Here is a 14828-nt window from a genome sequence, read left to right on the forward strand (position 1 = left end):
AGAGGGGCAAATTCGGGGATATTGGGGCGTATTCCAGCGTAGCAGCATCCGCCGCCAACAGTTTGAAGATACACAAAAAATGCAAATAAATCAACACGCTAGATTATCCACGGCCCCTATGATGGACTGGACCGACCGCCATTGTCGGTATTTCCACCGACAGATCACGCGACAGGCGCTTTTATATACCGAGATGGTCACCGCGCCTGCGTTGGTGCGGGGGGGGGCGGTGCATCTGTTGCAGTTTCACGCCAACGAGCACCCGGTTGCCTTGCAGCTGGGGGGCTCGGATCCGCGGGAGCTGGCGCAGGCGGCGCGCCTTGGGGCCGAGGCCGGGTATGACGAAATCAATCTCAATGTCGGCTGTCCCTCCGACAGGGTGCAATCGGGTACGTTTGGTGCGGTTCTGATGAAATCGCCGGAGCTGGTGGCCAGGTGCGTGGTGGCGATGAAATCCGAGGTCGATGTTCCGGTGACGGTGAAATGCCGGATCGGCGTGGACAATCAGGAACCTGAGCAGATCCTTCCGGAGTTCATCAAGCAGGTTCAGGATGCGGGCTGCGACCACCTCGTCATCCATGCGCGCAAGGCCTGGCTTCAGGGGCTATCGCCCAAGGAAAATCGCGACATCCCGCCGCTCGACTATGCGCTTGTCCTGGAGATGGCGCACCGGTTCCCGGATCTGCCGATGTCGATCAATGGCGGGATCGAGTCGCTTGACCTGGCCGAGGAGTTGATCGCGGGTGGCATGACCGGCGCGATGATCGGACGGGCGGCCTATCACCGCCCCTGGGATCTGCTGTCCGAGGTCGATCGGCGGATCTTCGGGACTGAAACGCCACCTGTGTCACGCGAGGAGGTCATCGACCGGATGCGCCCCTACATCGCCGATCATCTTGAGCAGGGCGGCAAGCTGCACCAGATCACGCGGCACATGCTGGGCCTTTTCGCCGGACAGCCCGGCGCGCGGACCTGGCGGCGGGTGCTGTCGGAAAAGGCAAACCGGCCCGAATCCGGCGTGGCGCTTCTCGATGAGGCGCTGGAGCGGATGCAGGATCCGGACAGGCTGGCGGGCTGATGGCATGATCACCGACTGGCCGGACTGCGGCTACATCCGGTTCCCCTGGGATTCCGACACGTACCGATGGTCACAGGCGGCGCGGCGCATCGGTGGCGCGGTGGCGCAGGAGCCGGACATGATCGACCGTTGGCTGCAATGCGAAGGCACCTGGTTCGTCGGGGTCGATGCGCTTCCGTCGATGCCGGACGGGTCGATATCCGGTGTGCCGCTGGCGGGCCCCGCTCTGAAACGGATTGGCCCGAGGTCCGATCTGCACCCGGCGCAGCTGTCGATCACCTATCCCGGCTATCCGCGCCCACGCAGGGGCGAGAGCGAGGCTGCCTTTCGCTACCGGCGGAACCGCGATGCGGCGCATATGGACGGGCTGTTGGCCGAGGGTACGCCGAAACGCCGGTTCCTGCGCGAGCGGCATGACTGGATCCTGGGGCTTCCTCTTGCCGAAGCGTCCCCCGGGGCCAGCCCTCTGGTGGTGTGGCAAGGCAGCCACGAAATCCTTCAGCGCGCGATGAGGGGTGCTTTGGCTGACCGACCCGAGGCCGACTGGGCGCAGATTGATATCACCGATTTCTATCACGCCGCGAGGGCGCAGGTGTTTTCCTCCTGTCGCCGCGTTGCGCTGTTTTCCCGCCCGGGCGAGGCTGTCCTGCTCAACCCGTTCCTGTTGCATGGGGTGGCCCCGTGGCAGCCGCTGGCGACCGCATCCAGGCAAGGGCGCATGGTCGCATACCTGCGGCCTGAATCAGGTCAGACAGGGCCTGTCTGGATACGGCAAAAATAAGGCACCGCCACATTCCAACGGGCAATCCGGGACAATGCCGCGTCGTCAAAAAAGACTGTCGCGCATTGTCGAACAATGCCTGTCAAATTGTCGATTTCATTATGAGCGGGTCGGGCGGAAGGGGTAGTTTGAGGGCTATTCGGTAATCTTGGGATTAACGTGCTATGGAACTTGCAGCTCTTCTGGCTTTGACCCTTCTGGGTGTGGCCGCCAGTGTATTCGCCGACAGCGGCGATGATGACGACGGGTCCGACACCGGCGGCGCCGGCGATGACGGAACCGATTCCGGCGATGGAACCGATACCGGCGACGGAACGGATACCGGCGATGGCGGAACCGGCGGGGCCGATGACGGCATCGTCACGTCGGACGGGGTGACCTTCGGATCGGAATCCGGTGACACCCTGAGCGCCACCGATGGCGCGGACACCGTGGTCGGTGCCGGTGGCGATGATGCGATTTCCGGCAGCGCCGCGGACAACATCCTCGATGGTCAGGAGGGTGACGACACCGTGCTGGGCGGCGATGGCGGCGACCAGGTCTTCGGCAGCGCGGGCAATGACCAGCTCAACGGCAATTCCGGCGATGATCTTGTCGCGGGCGGAACCGGCGATGACGAGCTGTTCGGCGGACTGGGCAACGACACCATGTTCGGTGACGAAGGCAATGACGTGATCAGCGGCCAGGAGGGCGACGACCAGCTTGTCGGCGGGTTTGGTGACGACACGATGTTCGGCGGATCCGGCAATGACACGATCTTCGGCAATGATGGCGACGACAGCATCATGGACGGCGAAGGCGACGATTCCCTTGTTGGTGGCGCCGGGGCCGACACGCTTGATGGCGGAGCGGGCAATGACCAGATCTTCGGCATCTGGGACGGCAATGACGACGACGTGATCGAAGCACAGGATCTTCCTGATCCCGACGTGCTTCTGGGCGGCGACGGCAATGACGACATCCAGATGGGCAGCGGCGACGTCGCCTACGGTGAAGGCGGCAGCGATATCTTCTTTACCGGCACATGGGTCGACGCGGCCAATGCGCCGCAGATCGTCGACCTTGAAGAGGACGAAGTGGTGATCGTTTCGGTTCCGGTCGGAACATCTGCCGAGACCGAAATCACGCTTGGAACCGATGCAGACTCCGGAGACACGCTGGTTCAGGCAAATGGCCAGACCGTCGCAACGGTTGCGGCCGGCGCCGGTACCGTCTCGCTCGAGCAGATCCTCGTGGTGGAAAGCATCAATATCGCTCAGGCATCGGCTGCTTGATCCGACAGGGTGAACACTCTGCCCGTGCCCCGAGAAGTGATTTCTCCCGGGTAAGGGCACATGGTAGACAAGGCCGCAGCTCAAGCGGTCCGAAGAGGGAAATGATATGAGACTTGCCCTGCTGATTTTCGCGGTGATCGCGGCCCCGGCGTTCGCGCTGGATCTGCCTCCAGATCAGCCGACATACGAAAAGCCGACATTCGACCGCCCGACGACCCCGGATCGGCCGGAAAAACCCGAAGAGTCCGAGGAGTCCCGTGAACGGCGTGACATCACGCGCGCGCCGAAACCGGCCCCGGTGTCCTGTCCCAAGGTCAAATGTGTGACCGACGAAAACGGCCATCGCCGCGCGATGTTCACCGCGGATGTGCAGCCCGATATGTATTACCTCGGCCGGAATTTTTGCGCCCAGGCCCCGAAAGACATCGAGGTGACCGCCTGTTGCCTGGCGAAACCGGATGACACCTACCAGATCCTGTACAACGTCAAGGTCAGCAAAAAGGCGCATTGGAAAGCCAAGCAGTTCTGCACCTGTGTGCTCGAACTGGACTGACGACACATTCCCAAGAGTAACGAGTGACATGCCGGGGCCTTGTGCCCCGGTTTTTTGTCCTGCGGAAAACCCTGCCCGACAGTCCCGCGCTAGCGCAGCAGGCGTGCGGCGCGACCGCCACGACGTCTGGTCAATTGTCCGGCGCGCGAGGGCAGCTCCGCCATGATCGCGCGGCGCGCCTCCGGCGACATCTTCGACCACGCGCCGATCTCGTCGATGGTGCGCAGGCAGCCGGTGCACAGACGGCTTTCCGGATGCACGACGCAGACCTTCACACAGGGGCTTTCGATCTCGTTGCGGCTCCAAACGTCGTCTTTCATGCCTGTCGGCTCCTTCATTGCCGGGCCTCGATATGGCGCAAGCGGTCAAGCGCCCCTTGCAGAATATAGCTTGCCGCGACGTGGTCGATCACTTCCGAGCGACGCTTGCGTGTCGTATCCGCCTCCAGCAGCGCCCTTTCTGCCGCAACCGTGGACAGGCGTTCGTCCCAGAACCCGATGGGCCGGTCCCACAGGACGGCGAAATTGCGGGCAAAGGCGCGGGTCGACTGGCACCGCGGCCCTTCGGATCCGTCCATGTTGCGCGGCAGGCCGAGCACCAGTCCGGCGATGTCGCGCTTGGCCAGGATCGCCAAAAGCGCCTCCGCATCCAGCCCGAACTTGCGCCGCGTCACGGTCTCGAGCGGGGTCGCCACGCTGCGCATCCCGTCCGACACCGCCACGCCGATCGTCTTGGTGCCAAGGTCCAGCCCGGCAATCGCGCGCATCGGGGGCAGGGCGCCCGCGAACTCGATGATATCGTCATGGATCAACGGCTTACAACACCAGTCCTGCGGCGCGCGCGCCTTCGCGCACAATCTCGAGCGCGTCCGGATTGTCGGCAAACACCTCCTGGGCGTTGTTCCACACCGCGATGGCCTGCGCCTCGTCACCCAGAACACCCAGAGACGAGATCAACCGCGCCCAGTCTTCGGGCGGGCCGCCCTCGGTGGCCAACCGGTCCGACAATTGCGCGACCATGCCGCGGATCATCTCCTGCCGCGCCTCCGGGCTCATCTCTTCGGCATTCTCCATGTCTTCGGCGGTCGGGCCGGGCATGCCGGCCCGCTGCGGCACCTGGTAATTCGTCACCCCCGCGCGAAAGGCGATTTCCTCGATCTGCGCCAGGATCGGAGGCAGCCAGCTGGCATCGGCCGGGCTTTGCCGCAGCAGGCGGTCCCACAGGCGGAACGTGACATCGGGTCGGCCCGTCTGCGCCATCATCAGGCCCATGTAATACTGTGCCACGCCGTTCTGCGGATCGCGCGTCAGCGCCGCTTCCAGTGCCCGTTCGGCCTCGGGCGACACATAGCCGCCAGCCGCCAGCACCATCATGTCGGCCAGATCGGCGTAATCCTTGCCGGTGGCGGCCTCGCCCTTGATCGACAGGACACGCTGCTGCGCCTCGTAAGCCGCGACGAAATTGCCCAAGGCCGCCTCCGACCGCGCCAGCAGGATATGCCCCTGGAGATCATCCGGACGCTCGGCCACGGCGCCGCGCAGGCGCTGGACAAGGGCCGCATACTCCTCCTGCATCTCCGCGTCCTCGCTGACGGGAAGCTGCGCTTCGGCGTCCGCCTGCGAGGGCCGGGTCTCGCGCGCCGCCTCGGCCATTTCCATCCGGGCCGCCAGCCCGAGATCGCCGTAGCCGGGCGCGCCAAGCTGTGAATAGAGCCAATAACTGCCGCCGATCAGCGTGGCCGCCATCAATGCCGCCATCGCAAGGCCAAGGGTTTTCGGCTGTCCACCCGCTGCTCCGCCGCTCTGCGCCTTGGCATCGGCAGACAGGATGCGCCGCGAAATTTCGGTGCGCAGGCGGTCCGCGTCTTCTTCCGAGATCACCCCGCGCTGTACCTCGCGGTCGACTTCGGCCAATTGGTCCCGGTAGACCTGAACGTCGAACGCCTCTGCCGGTCCGGTCTGCCGATGGCCGCGCAACAGGGCCACCGCAAGAAGCCCCGCCATGCCGATGGCCAGAACGATGGTCGCGATCCAGAAAAACGTCATCTTGCGCAAAATCCACGAGTTGTTTCATAGCCATGTATAACCGCAAGCCGCTTGAAAAAAGGGCAAACCCCCGTGACAAAGCGCCATGTCGCAAAATCACGGTAAAAGGACGCTGAGCGTATCCTCACCCGGGCCAGTTCAGTCCACATATCCGTCAGATCACCCAAGCCCCGAGTCGCCCATGAAACGCTATTCCGCCTTTGCCGTTGCCAGAGAAGCCCTGCGCTACCAGACCGGCTGGGAACGCGCCTGGCGCAAGCCCGAGCCGAAGAAGAAATACGACGTCATCATCGTCGGCGCCGGCGGCCACGGGCTTGCCACGGCCTATTACCTTGGCAAGAATTTCGGCATCACCAACGTGGCGGTGATCGAGAAGGGCTGGCTGGGCGGCGGCAACACGGGCCGCAACACCACCATCATCCGCTCGAACTACCTGCAGGACCCGTCCGCCGCGATCTACGAAAAGGCGCGCAGCCTCTACGAGACCCTGAGCCAGGACCTGAACTACAACATCATGTTCAGCCCCCGCGGCGTGATGATGCTGGCCCAGACCGAACACGAGGTGCGCGGCTACCAGCGCACCGCGCATGCCAACAACCTGCAGGGCGTCGAGACGAAATTCATCGGCCCGTCCGAGGTCAAGCGCCTCTGCCCGATCATCGAACTCAAGGGCCCGCGCTACCCCGTCCTGGGCGCGCTCTGGCAATCCCGTGCCGGCACCGCGCGCCATGACGCGGTGGCCTGGGGCTATGCCCGCGCGTGCTCGGACATGGGCATGGACATCATCCAGCAATGCGCAGTCACCGCGATCCGCCAGGAAGGCGGCAAGGTGCAGGGCGTCACGACGACGAAGGGCGAGATCGACTGCGACAAGCTGGGCATCGTCGTCGCCGGCCATTCCGGCGTGCTGGCCGAAATGGCGGGCTTCCGTCTGCCCATCGAATCCGTGGCGCTGCAGGCGCTTGTCTCCGAGCCGATCAAGCCCTGCATGGACGTGGTCGTCATGGCCAACACCGTGCACGGCTACATGAGCCAGTCCGACAAGGGCGAAATGGTCATCGGCGGCGGCGCGGATGGCTACAACAACTACACCCAGCGCGGCTCCTTCCACCACGTCGAGGAAACCGTCCGCGCGCTGGTCGAAACCTTCCCGATGATCTCGCGCCTCAAGATGCTGCGCTGGTGGGGCGGCATCGTCGACATGACAGGCGACCGCTCGCCCATCCTGTCGAAGACACCGCTTGACGGCTGCTTCATCAACTGCGGCTGGGGCACCGGCGGCTTCAAGGCGATCCCCGGCTCCGGCTGGGGCATGGCCGAGCTGATCGCCAAGGGCCACTCGCCGCTCACCGCCGAATTCGGCCTCGACCGCTTCCGCGAAGGCCGCTTCATTGACGAATCCGTGGCCGCGGGGGTGGCGCATTGATGACGATCTCGCTGTCTGTCTCCGCCGGGCCTCTGTCTGGTCCCGGGTGTTTTGCCGCGCCTTGCCCCGACGCCTTGGAACGCATCGCGTCCGCCGCGATTGTTCCAACAGGCAAAACGGAGCAAAGCGCATGTCGAAAATGTGGGCAATCATCGCATTGGTCGTCGTTCTCGGCCTTCTCGGGTGGAACCTTCTCAGGGACCCCGAACCCGCCGAGCGTTTCGACACGGAACCCGACACGGAAGCCGTCGACGAGACCGACAGCGAAGACGGCTGAGCGCGACGGGTCGTCCGACCCGCGCCCGCTCACGTCTGCGCCCCGCGCCGCAACCGCGACGGGCCCTGTTTCGCGTGGCCCGATCCAGCGCACGCGCCCGACCCCCTGCCGGGCGCGTCTTTCCGCGTGCCCCTCCTTCTCTTCATTGGAGACCCCGAAATGCTCCTGATCACCTGCCCCTATTGCGGCGTGGAGGCCGAGGAAACCGAACTCCATGCAGGCGGCGAAGCCCACCTGACGCGCTTTGGCCCGGACAGTTCGGACGCCGAGTTCACGAGCTACCTGTTCCACCGCGAAAACCCGAAAGGCGTACATTTCGAACGCTGGCGGCACGTGAACGGCTGCGGCAAGTGGTTCCATGCGGCGCGTGCGACCGACACGCTCGAAGTGTTCGGCACCTACAGCGCCCAGACGACCACGCCGCCGAAGGACATCCTCGACACGATCCGCGCCAAACGCCCCGGATTCAGATGGAGGGATTTGACATGACCCTTCATCTTGCCAAGAAAACTCCCGCCGGAGGCTCCCACACCTCCGCCAGCGCCAAGGTCTGACTTATGAGCACCCGCGTTCAAACCCAGGGCCGCCTGATCAATCGCGACCGTCCCGTGTCCTTCAAGTTCAACGGCGCGCTCCTGAAGGGTTGTCAGGGCGACACGCTCGCCTCCGCGCTACTGGCCAATGACCAGATGCTGATGGGCCGCAGCTTCAAGTACCACCGGCCGCGCGGCGTCGTGGCGTCGGGATCGGAAGAACCCAACGCCTTGGTGGGGCTGGGCGAGGGTAATCGCTTCGAGCCGAACCAGCGCGCCACCACAACCGAGATTTTCCACGGCCTGACCGCGACCAGCCAGAACCACTGGCCGTCGCTGAACTACGATGTGGGCATCGTCAACAACACGCTCTCGCGGTTCCTGAGCGCGGGCTTCTACTACAAGATGTTCATCCATCCGCGCCCGTTCTGGAAACACGTCTACGAGCCGTTCATCCGCCATTCCGCCGGTCTTGGCAAAGCGCCTGACAAAGACGCCCGCGATGCCGACCGCTACGAGCATTTCTATGCCTTCACCGACGTGCTGGTGATCGGCGGCGGTGTTGCCGGTCTGCAATCCGCGCTGACCGCGGCGCGCGCCGGGGCCAAGGTGTTGCTTTTGGAACAGACCGCCCATCTGGGAGGCCGCGCGCCGGTTGATGGCGGCACGATCGACGGGATGGATCCGGACGCATGGGTCACCAAGGCCCGCGAAGAACTGGACGCGCTGCCCAATGCGCAGATCCGCACCCGCACCATGGGGGCCGGGGTTTACGATCACGGCTACGTGCTGGGCTATGAACGCCTGACCGATCACGCGCCTGAAATGGCGGGCCCGCGCCACCGCCTCTGGCGCATCCGCGCGGCACAGGTCATCACCGCGACAGGGGCCATCGAACGCCCGCTCTCCTTTGCGGGCAACGACATTCCCGGCGTGATGCTGGCCTCCGCCGTGCGCGACTACCTCGTCAATTTCGGCGTCAGCCCCGGCGATCGCACCGTTGTCGTGACCAACAACGACGACGCCTACCGCACCGCCATCGCGCTGGTGCAGGCCGGTCTCAAGGTGCCCGCGATCCTCGATGCCCGTCCCGAAGGCGGCGGCGCGCTGATGGAGGAGGCCAAGGCGCTTGGCATCGGGGTCGAAACCGGCGCGGCGGCGGTCAAGGTCAAGGGCGCGAAACGCGTGCATTCCGTCTGTCGCGGTGTGCAGGCAGGCGAAGGCGAGGTGCTTGAAGAGATCTTCTGCGATGCTGTCGCCATGTCCGGCGGCTGGTCGCCCGTGGTGCATCTGTGGTCCCATTGCGGTGGCAAGCTGAATTGGGATGCGGCCCAGGCTGCCTTCCGCCCGGATCATACCCGCGCGCCGACCAGCCATGATGGCAACCCGTTCGTGATCACCGCTGGATCAGCGGATGGCGAAATGCATCTGAACAACGTCCTGCAAAACGCTGCAAACGCCGGGAAAACCGCCGCCCAAAGGGCCGGTTTCGACAGCGGCGACATCGACGCCCCAGGTGCAGATGCGCCCGATGAGGCACCCTTGGTCCCGGTCTGGATGATGCCGCAGGGCGCCAAGAAAGAGCTGCGCATGAAAGCGTGGCTGGATTACCAGAACGACGTCAAGGTGTCCGATGTGCAGCTTGCTGCGCAGGAGGGCTTTGAATCCGTCGAGCATACCAAGCGGTATACCACGCTTGGCATGGCGACCGATCAGGGAAAGCTAAGCAACATCAATGGCCTCGCGACACTTGCGAATGCATTGGGTGAAGATATCCCGCAGGTCGGCACCACCACGTTCCGGCCGCCCTATACCCCCATCTCGATGGGTGCGATCGCAGGCGAGGCGCGCGGCGAGATCTTTCAGCCGATCCGCAAGACGCCGATGCACGACTGGCACGAAGCCAACGGCGCGCATTGGGAACCGGTCGGCCATTGGCGGCGCCCCTATGCCTTCCCGAAATCGGGCGAGAGCGTCAAGGACGCGGTCCACCGCGAGGTGTTGGCCACCCGCAACAGCCTCGGTCTGCTCGACGCCTCGACCCTTGGCAAGATCATCGTCAAGGGTCCCGACGCGGGCCGCTTCCTCGACATGCTCTACACCAACATGATGAGCACGCTGAAAGTCGGCAAATGCCGCTACGGCCTGATGTGCACCGAAAACGGATTTCTGACCGATGACGGCGTGGTTGCGCGCATCGACGAGGACACGTTTCTTTGCCACACCACCACCGGCGGCGCGGATCGCATCCATGCCCATATGGAGGAATGGCTGCAAACCGAATGGTGGGATTTCAAGGTCTGGACCGTCAACGCGACCGAGCAATTGGCACAGGTCGCCGTTGTTGGCCCCAACGCCCGCAAGCTGCTGGAAAAACTGGGCGGCATGGACGTTTCGAAAGAAAACCTCGCCTTCATGGAATGGAAGGACGGCGAATTGGCCGGCTTCCCGGTGCGCGTCTACCGCATCTCCTTCTCGGGCGAACTCAGTTACGAAATCGCCGTGCCCGCCAATCTGGGCCGCGCCTTCTGGGACAAGCTGCTCGAAGCCGGACAAGAGTGGAACATCACCCCCTATGGCACCGAGGCGCTGCACATCATGCGCGCCGAAAAGGGCTTTATCATGATCGGGGATGAAACCGACGGCACGGTGATCCCGCAGGATCTGGGCCTCGACTGGGCGATCTCGAAGAAGAAAGACGACTATATCGGAAAGCGCGCGCAGGCGCGGTCGCACATGACCGATCCGAGGCGCTGGAAGCTGGTAGGTCTGGAAACACTGAACGGGTCGACCCTGATGGACGGGGCCTACGCGATTGCCGCAGGCACAAACGAAAACGGCCAGCGCAACACGCAAGGGCGCGTCACCTCGACATATCACAGCCCCACATTGGGCAAGGGCATCGCGATGGGTCTGGTGCTTGACGGTCCTGATCGCATGGGCGAGGTGATCGAATTCACCGCTGGCGGTGACGACACCATCAAGGCGAAAATCGTGAACGCGGTCTTCTTTGATCCGGACGGGGAGAAGCAGAATGTCTGACGTGCAACTGGCGCTTGGCGGCGCATCTTTCGACGGTCTCGTGCAGGTCGAAGAACTGGCCGGGCAGGGCATGATCACCCTGCGAGGCGACCTGACCGACGACGCCATCGTCACCGCCGTCAGGGACGTCTTCGGCGTGACCCTGCCGGGCATACGCGAAACCGCCATCGACGGTGCGCAGGGCGCGCTATGGATGTCCCCCGACGAAGCCCTGTTGCTGTGCCCCGCTGACCTGGCCCGACAAAAAACCGATGACCTTTCGGCCAAACTGCAAGGCGCACATGCGCTGGTGGTCAATGTCTCGGACGCCCGCGCGGTGTTCCGGCTCAAGGGCACGATGCTGCGCGAGGTGATCGCCAAGCTGGCCCCGGTCGACATGAGCCCGGGCGCCTTTGGGCCCGGCATGGTCCGCCGGACCCGCATGGCACAGGTCGCTGCCGCGTTCTGGATGGACGATGCCAGCACGGCACGCATCGTCTGCTTCCGGTCGGTCGCGGCCTACATGTTCGGTCTTCTGAGCATATCGGCCGATGAGGCATCTGCCGTGAACCATTTCACCCGCTGACGCGTTGACCGACGGACAGGCGGGTAAAATCCCCGATTGGTGCACCGGCGGGCTTGACCTTGCCGGTGCGCCACATCAGGTATGCCTGTGTAATATGACGCACCAACGAGGGGACACCAACATGGCTTTCGAACTTCCTGATCTGCCCTACGCCCATGACGCGCTGGCAAACAAGGGCATGTCCAAAGAGACGCTCGAGTATCACCACGACATCCACCACAAGGCCTATGTCGATAATGGCAACAAGGCGCTGTCGGGCACCGAGTGGGAGGGAAAATCCCTCGAAGAGATCATCAAGGGAACCTATGATCCCAACGCCGTGGCGCAGAACGGCATCTTCAACAACATCAGCCAGCTTTGGAATCACAACCAATTCTGGGAAATGATGGGACCGGGCGACAACAAGATGCCCGGCGACCTGGAATCCCGCATTTCCGACGCGTTCGGCTCGGTCGAGAAGTTCAAGGAAGACTTTTCCGCCGCGGGTGCGGGGCAGTTCGGGTCCGGCTGGGCGTGGCTTGTCGTGGACAAGGACGGTTCGCTCAAGATCACCAAGACCGAAAACGGCGTGAACCCGGTCTGTTTCGACCAGACCGCGCTTCTGGGCTGCGACGTATGGGAACATTCCTACTACATCGATTTCCGCAACAAGCGCCCGGCCTACCTGGCGAACTTCCTCGACAACCTGGTCAACTGGGAAAACGTGGCAGAGCGTCTGTCCAAGGCCTGACCGGTTTAGAAATCTTGTTGGAAAGCCCTGCCACTCGGCGGGGCTTTTCCGTTTCCGACCGTCAACGCGCCCTCTTGGGTGCTGCCGCGACGAAACCGTACGCGCCGGAGTTGCGGGCTGGAACTTTTGTGTCGTCTCCCGTGTTCCCCCTCGCAAGCTTTGTTCGCAGGCGACCATTGCAAGCCATGGGGAGATGCCGGTGCCGGTCATTCTGGAAAACCACAAGATAGCCTTTTTCAATGTTCCCAAGGCGGCAAGCACCTCCGTCAAACACGCCTTTCATGTTGTATTGTACGGCAAGCCCTATGATCCGGCCGATTATGGCGGACGCAATATCCACAAGCTCTACAAGGTGAAAATCCCGGTCACGCGCGAGGATATCGAGGCGCTGCACGGCTATTGGAAATTCACGATCGTGCGCGATCCGGCAAAACGTATCCTGTCGGCCTACAGCAACCGGGTTCTGCACCACCGGGACATGCAGAAGATGCCGCGGGCCCGATTGCGCGCGGCAATGCGTGGCCTGTCCCTGACCCCGTCGATCGACGTCTTTCTGCGCAAGCTCGAGAAGTACCGCGCGTTTTCGCACTCCATTCGCAGCCATACCGACCCGGTCAGCACCTATGTCGGCCCCGATCTTGCGCTTCTCGATGCGGTGTACCGCACGGACGAGCTTCCGCGCCTCGCCGCGGACCTGTCAGCGCGGATCGGGCAGACTGTCGAGATCCCGCATACCCAGACCGGCGGTCCGAAAATCGGGGTCGAAGATCTCGGCCCGGAGAGTTTTGAGCGCCTCATGGCGTATACGGCACCGGAATATGATTTCCTCGACGGGTATTATGCGCGTCCGGTGCGCCACGAAACCGAGATGAACGCGCGCGTGAAAACGCCCGCCTGACGCGCCTTCGCCGGTCACCGGCCGCGTCGCGCTGTCCGGGACCCATCCTGCAATAAAGAACCACGCAAAGCCTTCGAGGCTCAGGCTCGGTGCTCTTGCCCAATGCCGCGCATCCCAGTAGGGCGTGGGTGAAGGAGCCCCGATGACCGAAACGAAAAAAGGCGTATTCGCCCTTGTCGCCGCCTGCACGATCTGGGGCCTGTCGCCGCTTTTCTACAAGGCGCTGAGCGATATCGCCCCGCTCGAGGTCCTGGCGCACCGCACCTTGTGGTCCTGCGCCTTCTTTACCGGGGTCCTGGCCCTGCAAGGGCGGCTTCGCGCCCTGTGGCATGCGGTTTCGTCCCTTGCATCGGTGCGCGTGATCGCGCTGGCGGCGGTGCTGATCTCGACCAACTGGTTCCTTTTCATCTATTCGGTCTTCGTGAGCCGGGCCACCGAAGCCTCGATGGGGTACTATATCTTTCCGCTTGTCGCCGTGCTGCTGGGGCGGATCGTGCTTGGCGAGACGCTCAGCCGCGCCCAGTGGATCGCCATCACGCTGGCGACGGTCGCCGTGCTGTCGCTGACCATCGGCCTGCAGATCGTGCCGTGGATTTCGCTGGTTCTGGCCACGACGTTCGGGCTTTACGGCCTGATCAAGAAACGGCTCGATCTGGGGCCCGTGGTGTCGGTCACGGCCGAGGTGCTGCTGCTGTCGCCGCTTGCCGCGGGGTGGTTGATCTTCCTGCATTCCGGGCAGGGCGGGGTCTACGGTGAAGACGCGGTTCAAACGGCGCTGCTGATGACCTCCGGGCCGATCACCGCCTTGCCGCTGATCCTGTTCTCCTACGGCGCGCGGCGCTTGACGATGTCGACGGTGGGGATCGTGCAATACATCAATCCGACCTTGCAGTTCTTCTGTGCCGTGCTGATCTTCGGTGAACCCTTCGGCCCGATCCACCTGGTCGCCTTCGCCCTGATCTGGACCGCCCTCGCGATCTATTCCGGGAGCGCCTATGGTCAGGACAGGGCGCGGCGCAGGGCGGTCATGGTGTCGGAAGCCGAGGTGGTCGTCGCCACGAACTCGAGCAGCGATGCCCCGGCAAAACCCTGATCGACCACGTGATCCATCAACGCCGTGAGCGGTGCCCAGTAATTGTCGACACTCAGCAGGATGATCGGCTTGGCGTGAAGCCCAAGCTGGCGCCAGGTCAGCACCTCGAAGAATTCATCCAGCGATCCGGCCCCGCCGGGCAGCACCACGATGGCATCGGCATTCATCAGCATGACCTTCTTGCGCTCATGCATGGTTTCGGTAACGATGAACCGCGTCAGATCGGTCTTGCCGACCTCCAGTTCCAGAAGATGCGTCGGAATCACTCCGAACGTGTCTCCGCCCGCGTCCTTGGCCGCCCGTGCAACGGTGCCCATCAGGCCGACATCGCCCGCGCCATAGACCAGGCGCCAGCCGGTTTCGGCGATGGCGCGCCCAAGGGTCTCTGCCTCGCGGGCATAAGCCGGATTCTGCCCCGGACGTGAGCCGCAATAGACACATATGGATTTCGAGATCATGGGCGGTATCCTTGACAAGGCTTGGGAAGTTGCCTCGTGATACGCGCGTTGATAGAGACGCTCAACTGCGCGAAT

16 protein-coding genes are annotated in these 14828 nt (G+C 63.5%); 12 read left to right on the forward strand and 4 right to left on the reverse strand.

Features of this window, described 5'->3' with window-relative positions; translation table 11 throughout:
• Positions 1–79: 79 nt before the first annotated feature.
• From dusA to LCF60_RS14075, 4 genes are all read left to right on the forward strand, one after another.
• Positions 80–1078 (forward strand): tRNA dihydrouridine(20/20a) synthase DusA, encoded by a 999-nt coding sequence (dusA, locus tag LCF60_RS14060; protein ID WP_292292595.1) that lies wholly within the window; start codon positions 80–82, stop codon positions 1076–1078.
• Between the two features lie 4 nt (positions 1079–1082).
• Positions 1083–1859, forward strand: coding sequence for a hypothetical protein (locus LCF60_RS14065; RefSeq protein WP_292292596.1), 777 nt, complete (start codon positions 1083–1085; stop codon positions 1857–1859).
• Between the two features lie 164 nt (positions 1860–2023).
• A complete protein-coding gene (locus LCF60_RS14070; RefSeq protein ID WP_292292597.1) occupies positions 2024–3133 on the forward strand; it encodes a calcium-binding protein in 1110 nt (369 codons plus the stop codon).
• Between the two features lie 106 nt (positions 3134–3239).
• On the forward strand, positions 3240–3686 hold the full coding sequence (locus LCF60_RS14075) for a hypothetical protein (RefSeq protein ID WP_292292598.1): 447 nt from the start codon (positions 3240–3242) through the stop codon (positions 3684–3686).
• A gap of 89 nt (positions 3687–3775) precedes the next feature.
• Here the strand turns inward: LCF60_RS14075 and LCF60_RS14080 are convergent, their stop codons facing one another.
• Genes LCF60_RS14080 through ccmI form a run of 3 tightly spaced genes read right to left on the reverse strand, consistent with a single transcriptional unit; the run spans position 3776 to position 5731 of the window.
• Positions 3776–4006, reverse strand: a complete 231-nt coding sequence (locus tag LCF60_RS14080) for a DUF1289 domain-containing protein (protein ID WP_292292599.1) — start codon at positions 4004–4006, stop codon at positions 3776–3778.
• Positions 4007–4020: 14 nt separating this feature from the next.
• Positions 4021–4497: a Holliday junction resolvase RuvX gene (gene ruvX, locus LCF60_RS14085; RefSeq protein WP_292292600.1), complete on the reverse strand. Its 477-nt coding sequence runs from the start codon at positions 4495–4497 to the stop codon at positions 4021–4023.
• 4 nt (positions 4498–4501) lie between these two features.
• Positions 4502–5731 (reverse strand): c-type cytochrome biogenesis protein CcmI, encoded by a 1230-nt coding sequence (ccmI, locus tag LCF60_RS14090; protein WP_292292601.1) that lies wholly within the window; start codon positions 5729–5731, stop codon positions 4502–4504.
• A gap of 181 nt (positions 5732–5912) precedes the next feature.
• Between ccmI and LCF60_RS14095 the strand changes: the two genes are divergently transcribed.
• The 8 genes from LCF60_RS14095 to rarD all read left to right on the forward strand — a co-directional run bounded on the left by LCF60_RS14095 (position 5913) and on the right by rarD (position 14295).
• The gene (locus tag LCF60_RS14095; RefSeq protein WP_292292602.1) at positions 5913–7157 is read left to right on the forward strand and encodes a sarcosine oxidase subunit beta family protein; all 1245 of its coding nucleotides are present in this window, start codon (positions 5913–5915) and stop codon (positions 7155–7157) included.
• Between the two features lie 130 nt (positions 7158–7287).
• Positions 7288–7434 carry a hypothetical protein gene (locus tag LCF60_RS14100; RefSeq protein ID WP_292292603.1) on the forward strand — a complete coding sequence of 49 codons (147 nt, stop codon included), beginning with the start codon at positions 7288–7290 and terminating at the stop codon, positions 7432–7434.
• Positions 7435–7593: 159 nt separating this feature from the next.
• Positions 7594–7923, forward strand: a complete 330-nt coding sequence (locus tag LCF60_RS14105; RefSeq protein ID WP_292292604.1) for a sarcosine oxidase subunit delta — start codon at positions 7594–7596, stop codon at positions 7921–7923.
• Positions 7924–7991: 68 nt separating this feature from the next.
• On the forward strand, positions 7992–11009 hold the full coding sequence (locus LCF60_RS14110; RefSeq protein ID WP_292292606.1) for a sarcosine oxidase subunit alpha family protein: 3018 nt from the start codon (positions 7992–7994) through the stop codon (positions 11007–11009).
• Positions 11002–11574, forward strand: a complete 573-nt coding sequence (locus LCF60_RS14115; protein ID WP_292292608.1) for a sarcosine oxidase subunit gamma family protein — start codon at positions 11002–11004, stop codon at positions 11572–11574. The genes LCF60_RS14110 and LCF60_RS14115 overlap by 8 nt, the downstream gene beginning before the upstream one ends.
• 121 nt (positions 11575–11695) lie before the next feature.
• Positions 11696–12304 carry a superoxide dismutase gene (locus LCF60_RS14120; RefSeq protein WP_292292610.1) on the forward strand — a complete coding sequence of 203 codons (609 nt, stop codon included), beginning with the start codon at positions 11696–11698 and terminating at the stop codon, positions 12302–12304.
• A 199-nt stretch (positions 12305–12503) separates the two neighbouring features.
• A complete protein-coding gene (locus LCF60_RS14125) occupies positions 12504–13202 on the forward strand; it encodes a sulfotransferase family 2 domain-containing protein (RefSeq protein ID WP_292292612.1) in 699 nt (232 codons plus the stop codon).
• Positions 13203–13344: 142 nt separating this feature from the next.
• Positions 13345–14295 (forward strand): EamA family transporter RarD, encoded by a 951-nt coding sequence (rarD, locus tag LCF60_RS14130; protein ID WP_292292615.1) that lies wholly within the window; start codon positions 13345–13347, stop codon positions 14293–14295.
• Here rarD and LCF60_RS14135 read toward each other — a convergent pair.
• Positions 14202–14753: a TIGR00730 family Rossman fold protein gene (locus LCF60_RS14135; protein ID WP_292292616.1), complete on the reverse strand. Its 552-nt coding sequence runs from the start codon at positions 14751–14753 to the stop codon at positions 14202–14204. The genes rarD and LCF60_RS14135 overlap by 94 nt on opposite strands.
• Positions 14754–14828: the final 75 nt, after the last annotated feature.

Source organism: Marivita sp., assembly GCF_020055635.1.
Classification (GTDB): domain Bacteria; phylum Pseudomonadota; class Alphaproteobacteria; order Rhodobacterales; family Rhodobacteraceae; genus Marivita.

Coding starts and splice junctions, on each gene's coding strand:
- dusA (WP_292292595.1), top strand. CDS start 80: ATGCAAATAAATCAACACGCTAGATTATCCACGGCCCCTATGATGGAC.
- LCF60_RS14065 (WP_292292596.1), top strand. CDS start 1,083: ATGATCACCGACTGGCCGGACTGCGGCTACATCCGGTTCCCCTGGGAT.
- LCF60_RS14070 (WP_292292597.1), top strand. CDS start 2,024: ATGGAACTTGCAGCTCTTCTGGCTTTGACCCTTCTGGGTGTGGCCGCC.
- LCF60_RS14075 (WP_292292598.1), top strand. CDS start 3,240: ATGAGACTTGCCCTGCTGATTTTCGCGGTGATCGCGGCCCCGGCGTTC.
- LCF60_RS14080 (WP_292292599.1), bottom strand. CDS start 4,006: ATGAAAGACGACGTTTGGAGCCGCAACGAGATCGAAAGCCCCTGTGTG.
- ccmI (WP_292292601.1), bottom strand. CDS start 5,731: ATGACGTTTTTCTGGATCGCGACCATCGTTCTGGCCATCGGCATGGCG.
- LCF60_RS14095 (WP_292292602.1), top strand. CDS start 5,913: ATGAAACGCTATTCCGCCTTTGCCGTTGCCAGAGAAGCCCTGCGCTAC.
- LCF60_RS14100 (WP_292292603.1), top strand. CDS start 7,288: ATGTCGAAAATGTGGGCAATCATCGCATTGGTCGTCGTTCTCGGCCTT.
- LCF60_RS14105 (WP_292292604.1), top strand. CDS start 7,594: ATGCTCCTGATCACCTGCCCCTATTGCGGCGTGGAGGCCGAGGAAACC.
- LCF60_RS14110 (WP_292292606.1), top strand. CDS start 7,992: ATGAGCACCCGCGTTCAAACCCAGGGCCGCCTGATCAATCGCGACCGT.
- LCF60_RS14115 (WP_292292608.1), top strand. CDS start 11,002: ATGTCTGACGTGCAACTGGCGCTTGGCGGCGCATCTTTCGACGGTCTC.
- LCF60_RS14120 (WP_292292610.1), top strand. CDS start 11,696: ATGGCTTTCGAACTTCCTGATCTGCCCTACGCCCATGACGCGCTGGCA.
- rarD (WP_292292615.1), top strand. CDS start 13,345: ATGACCGAAACGAAAAAAGGCGTATTCGCCCTTGTCGCCGCCTGCACG.
- LCF60_RS14135 (WP_292292616.1), bottom strand. CDS start 14,753: ATGATCTCGAAATCCATATGTGTCTATTGCGGCTCACGTCCGGGGCAG.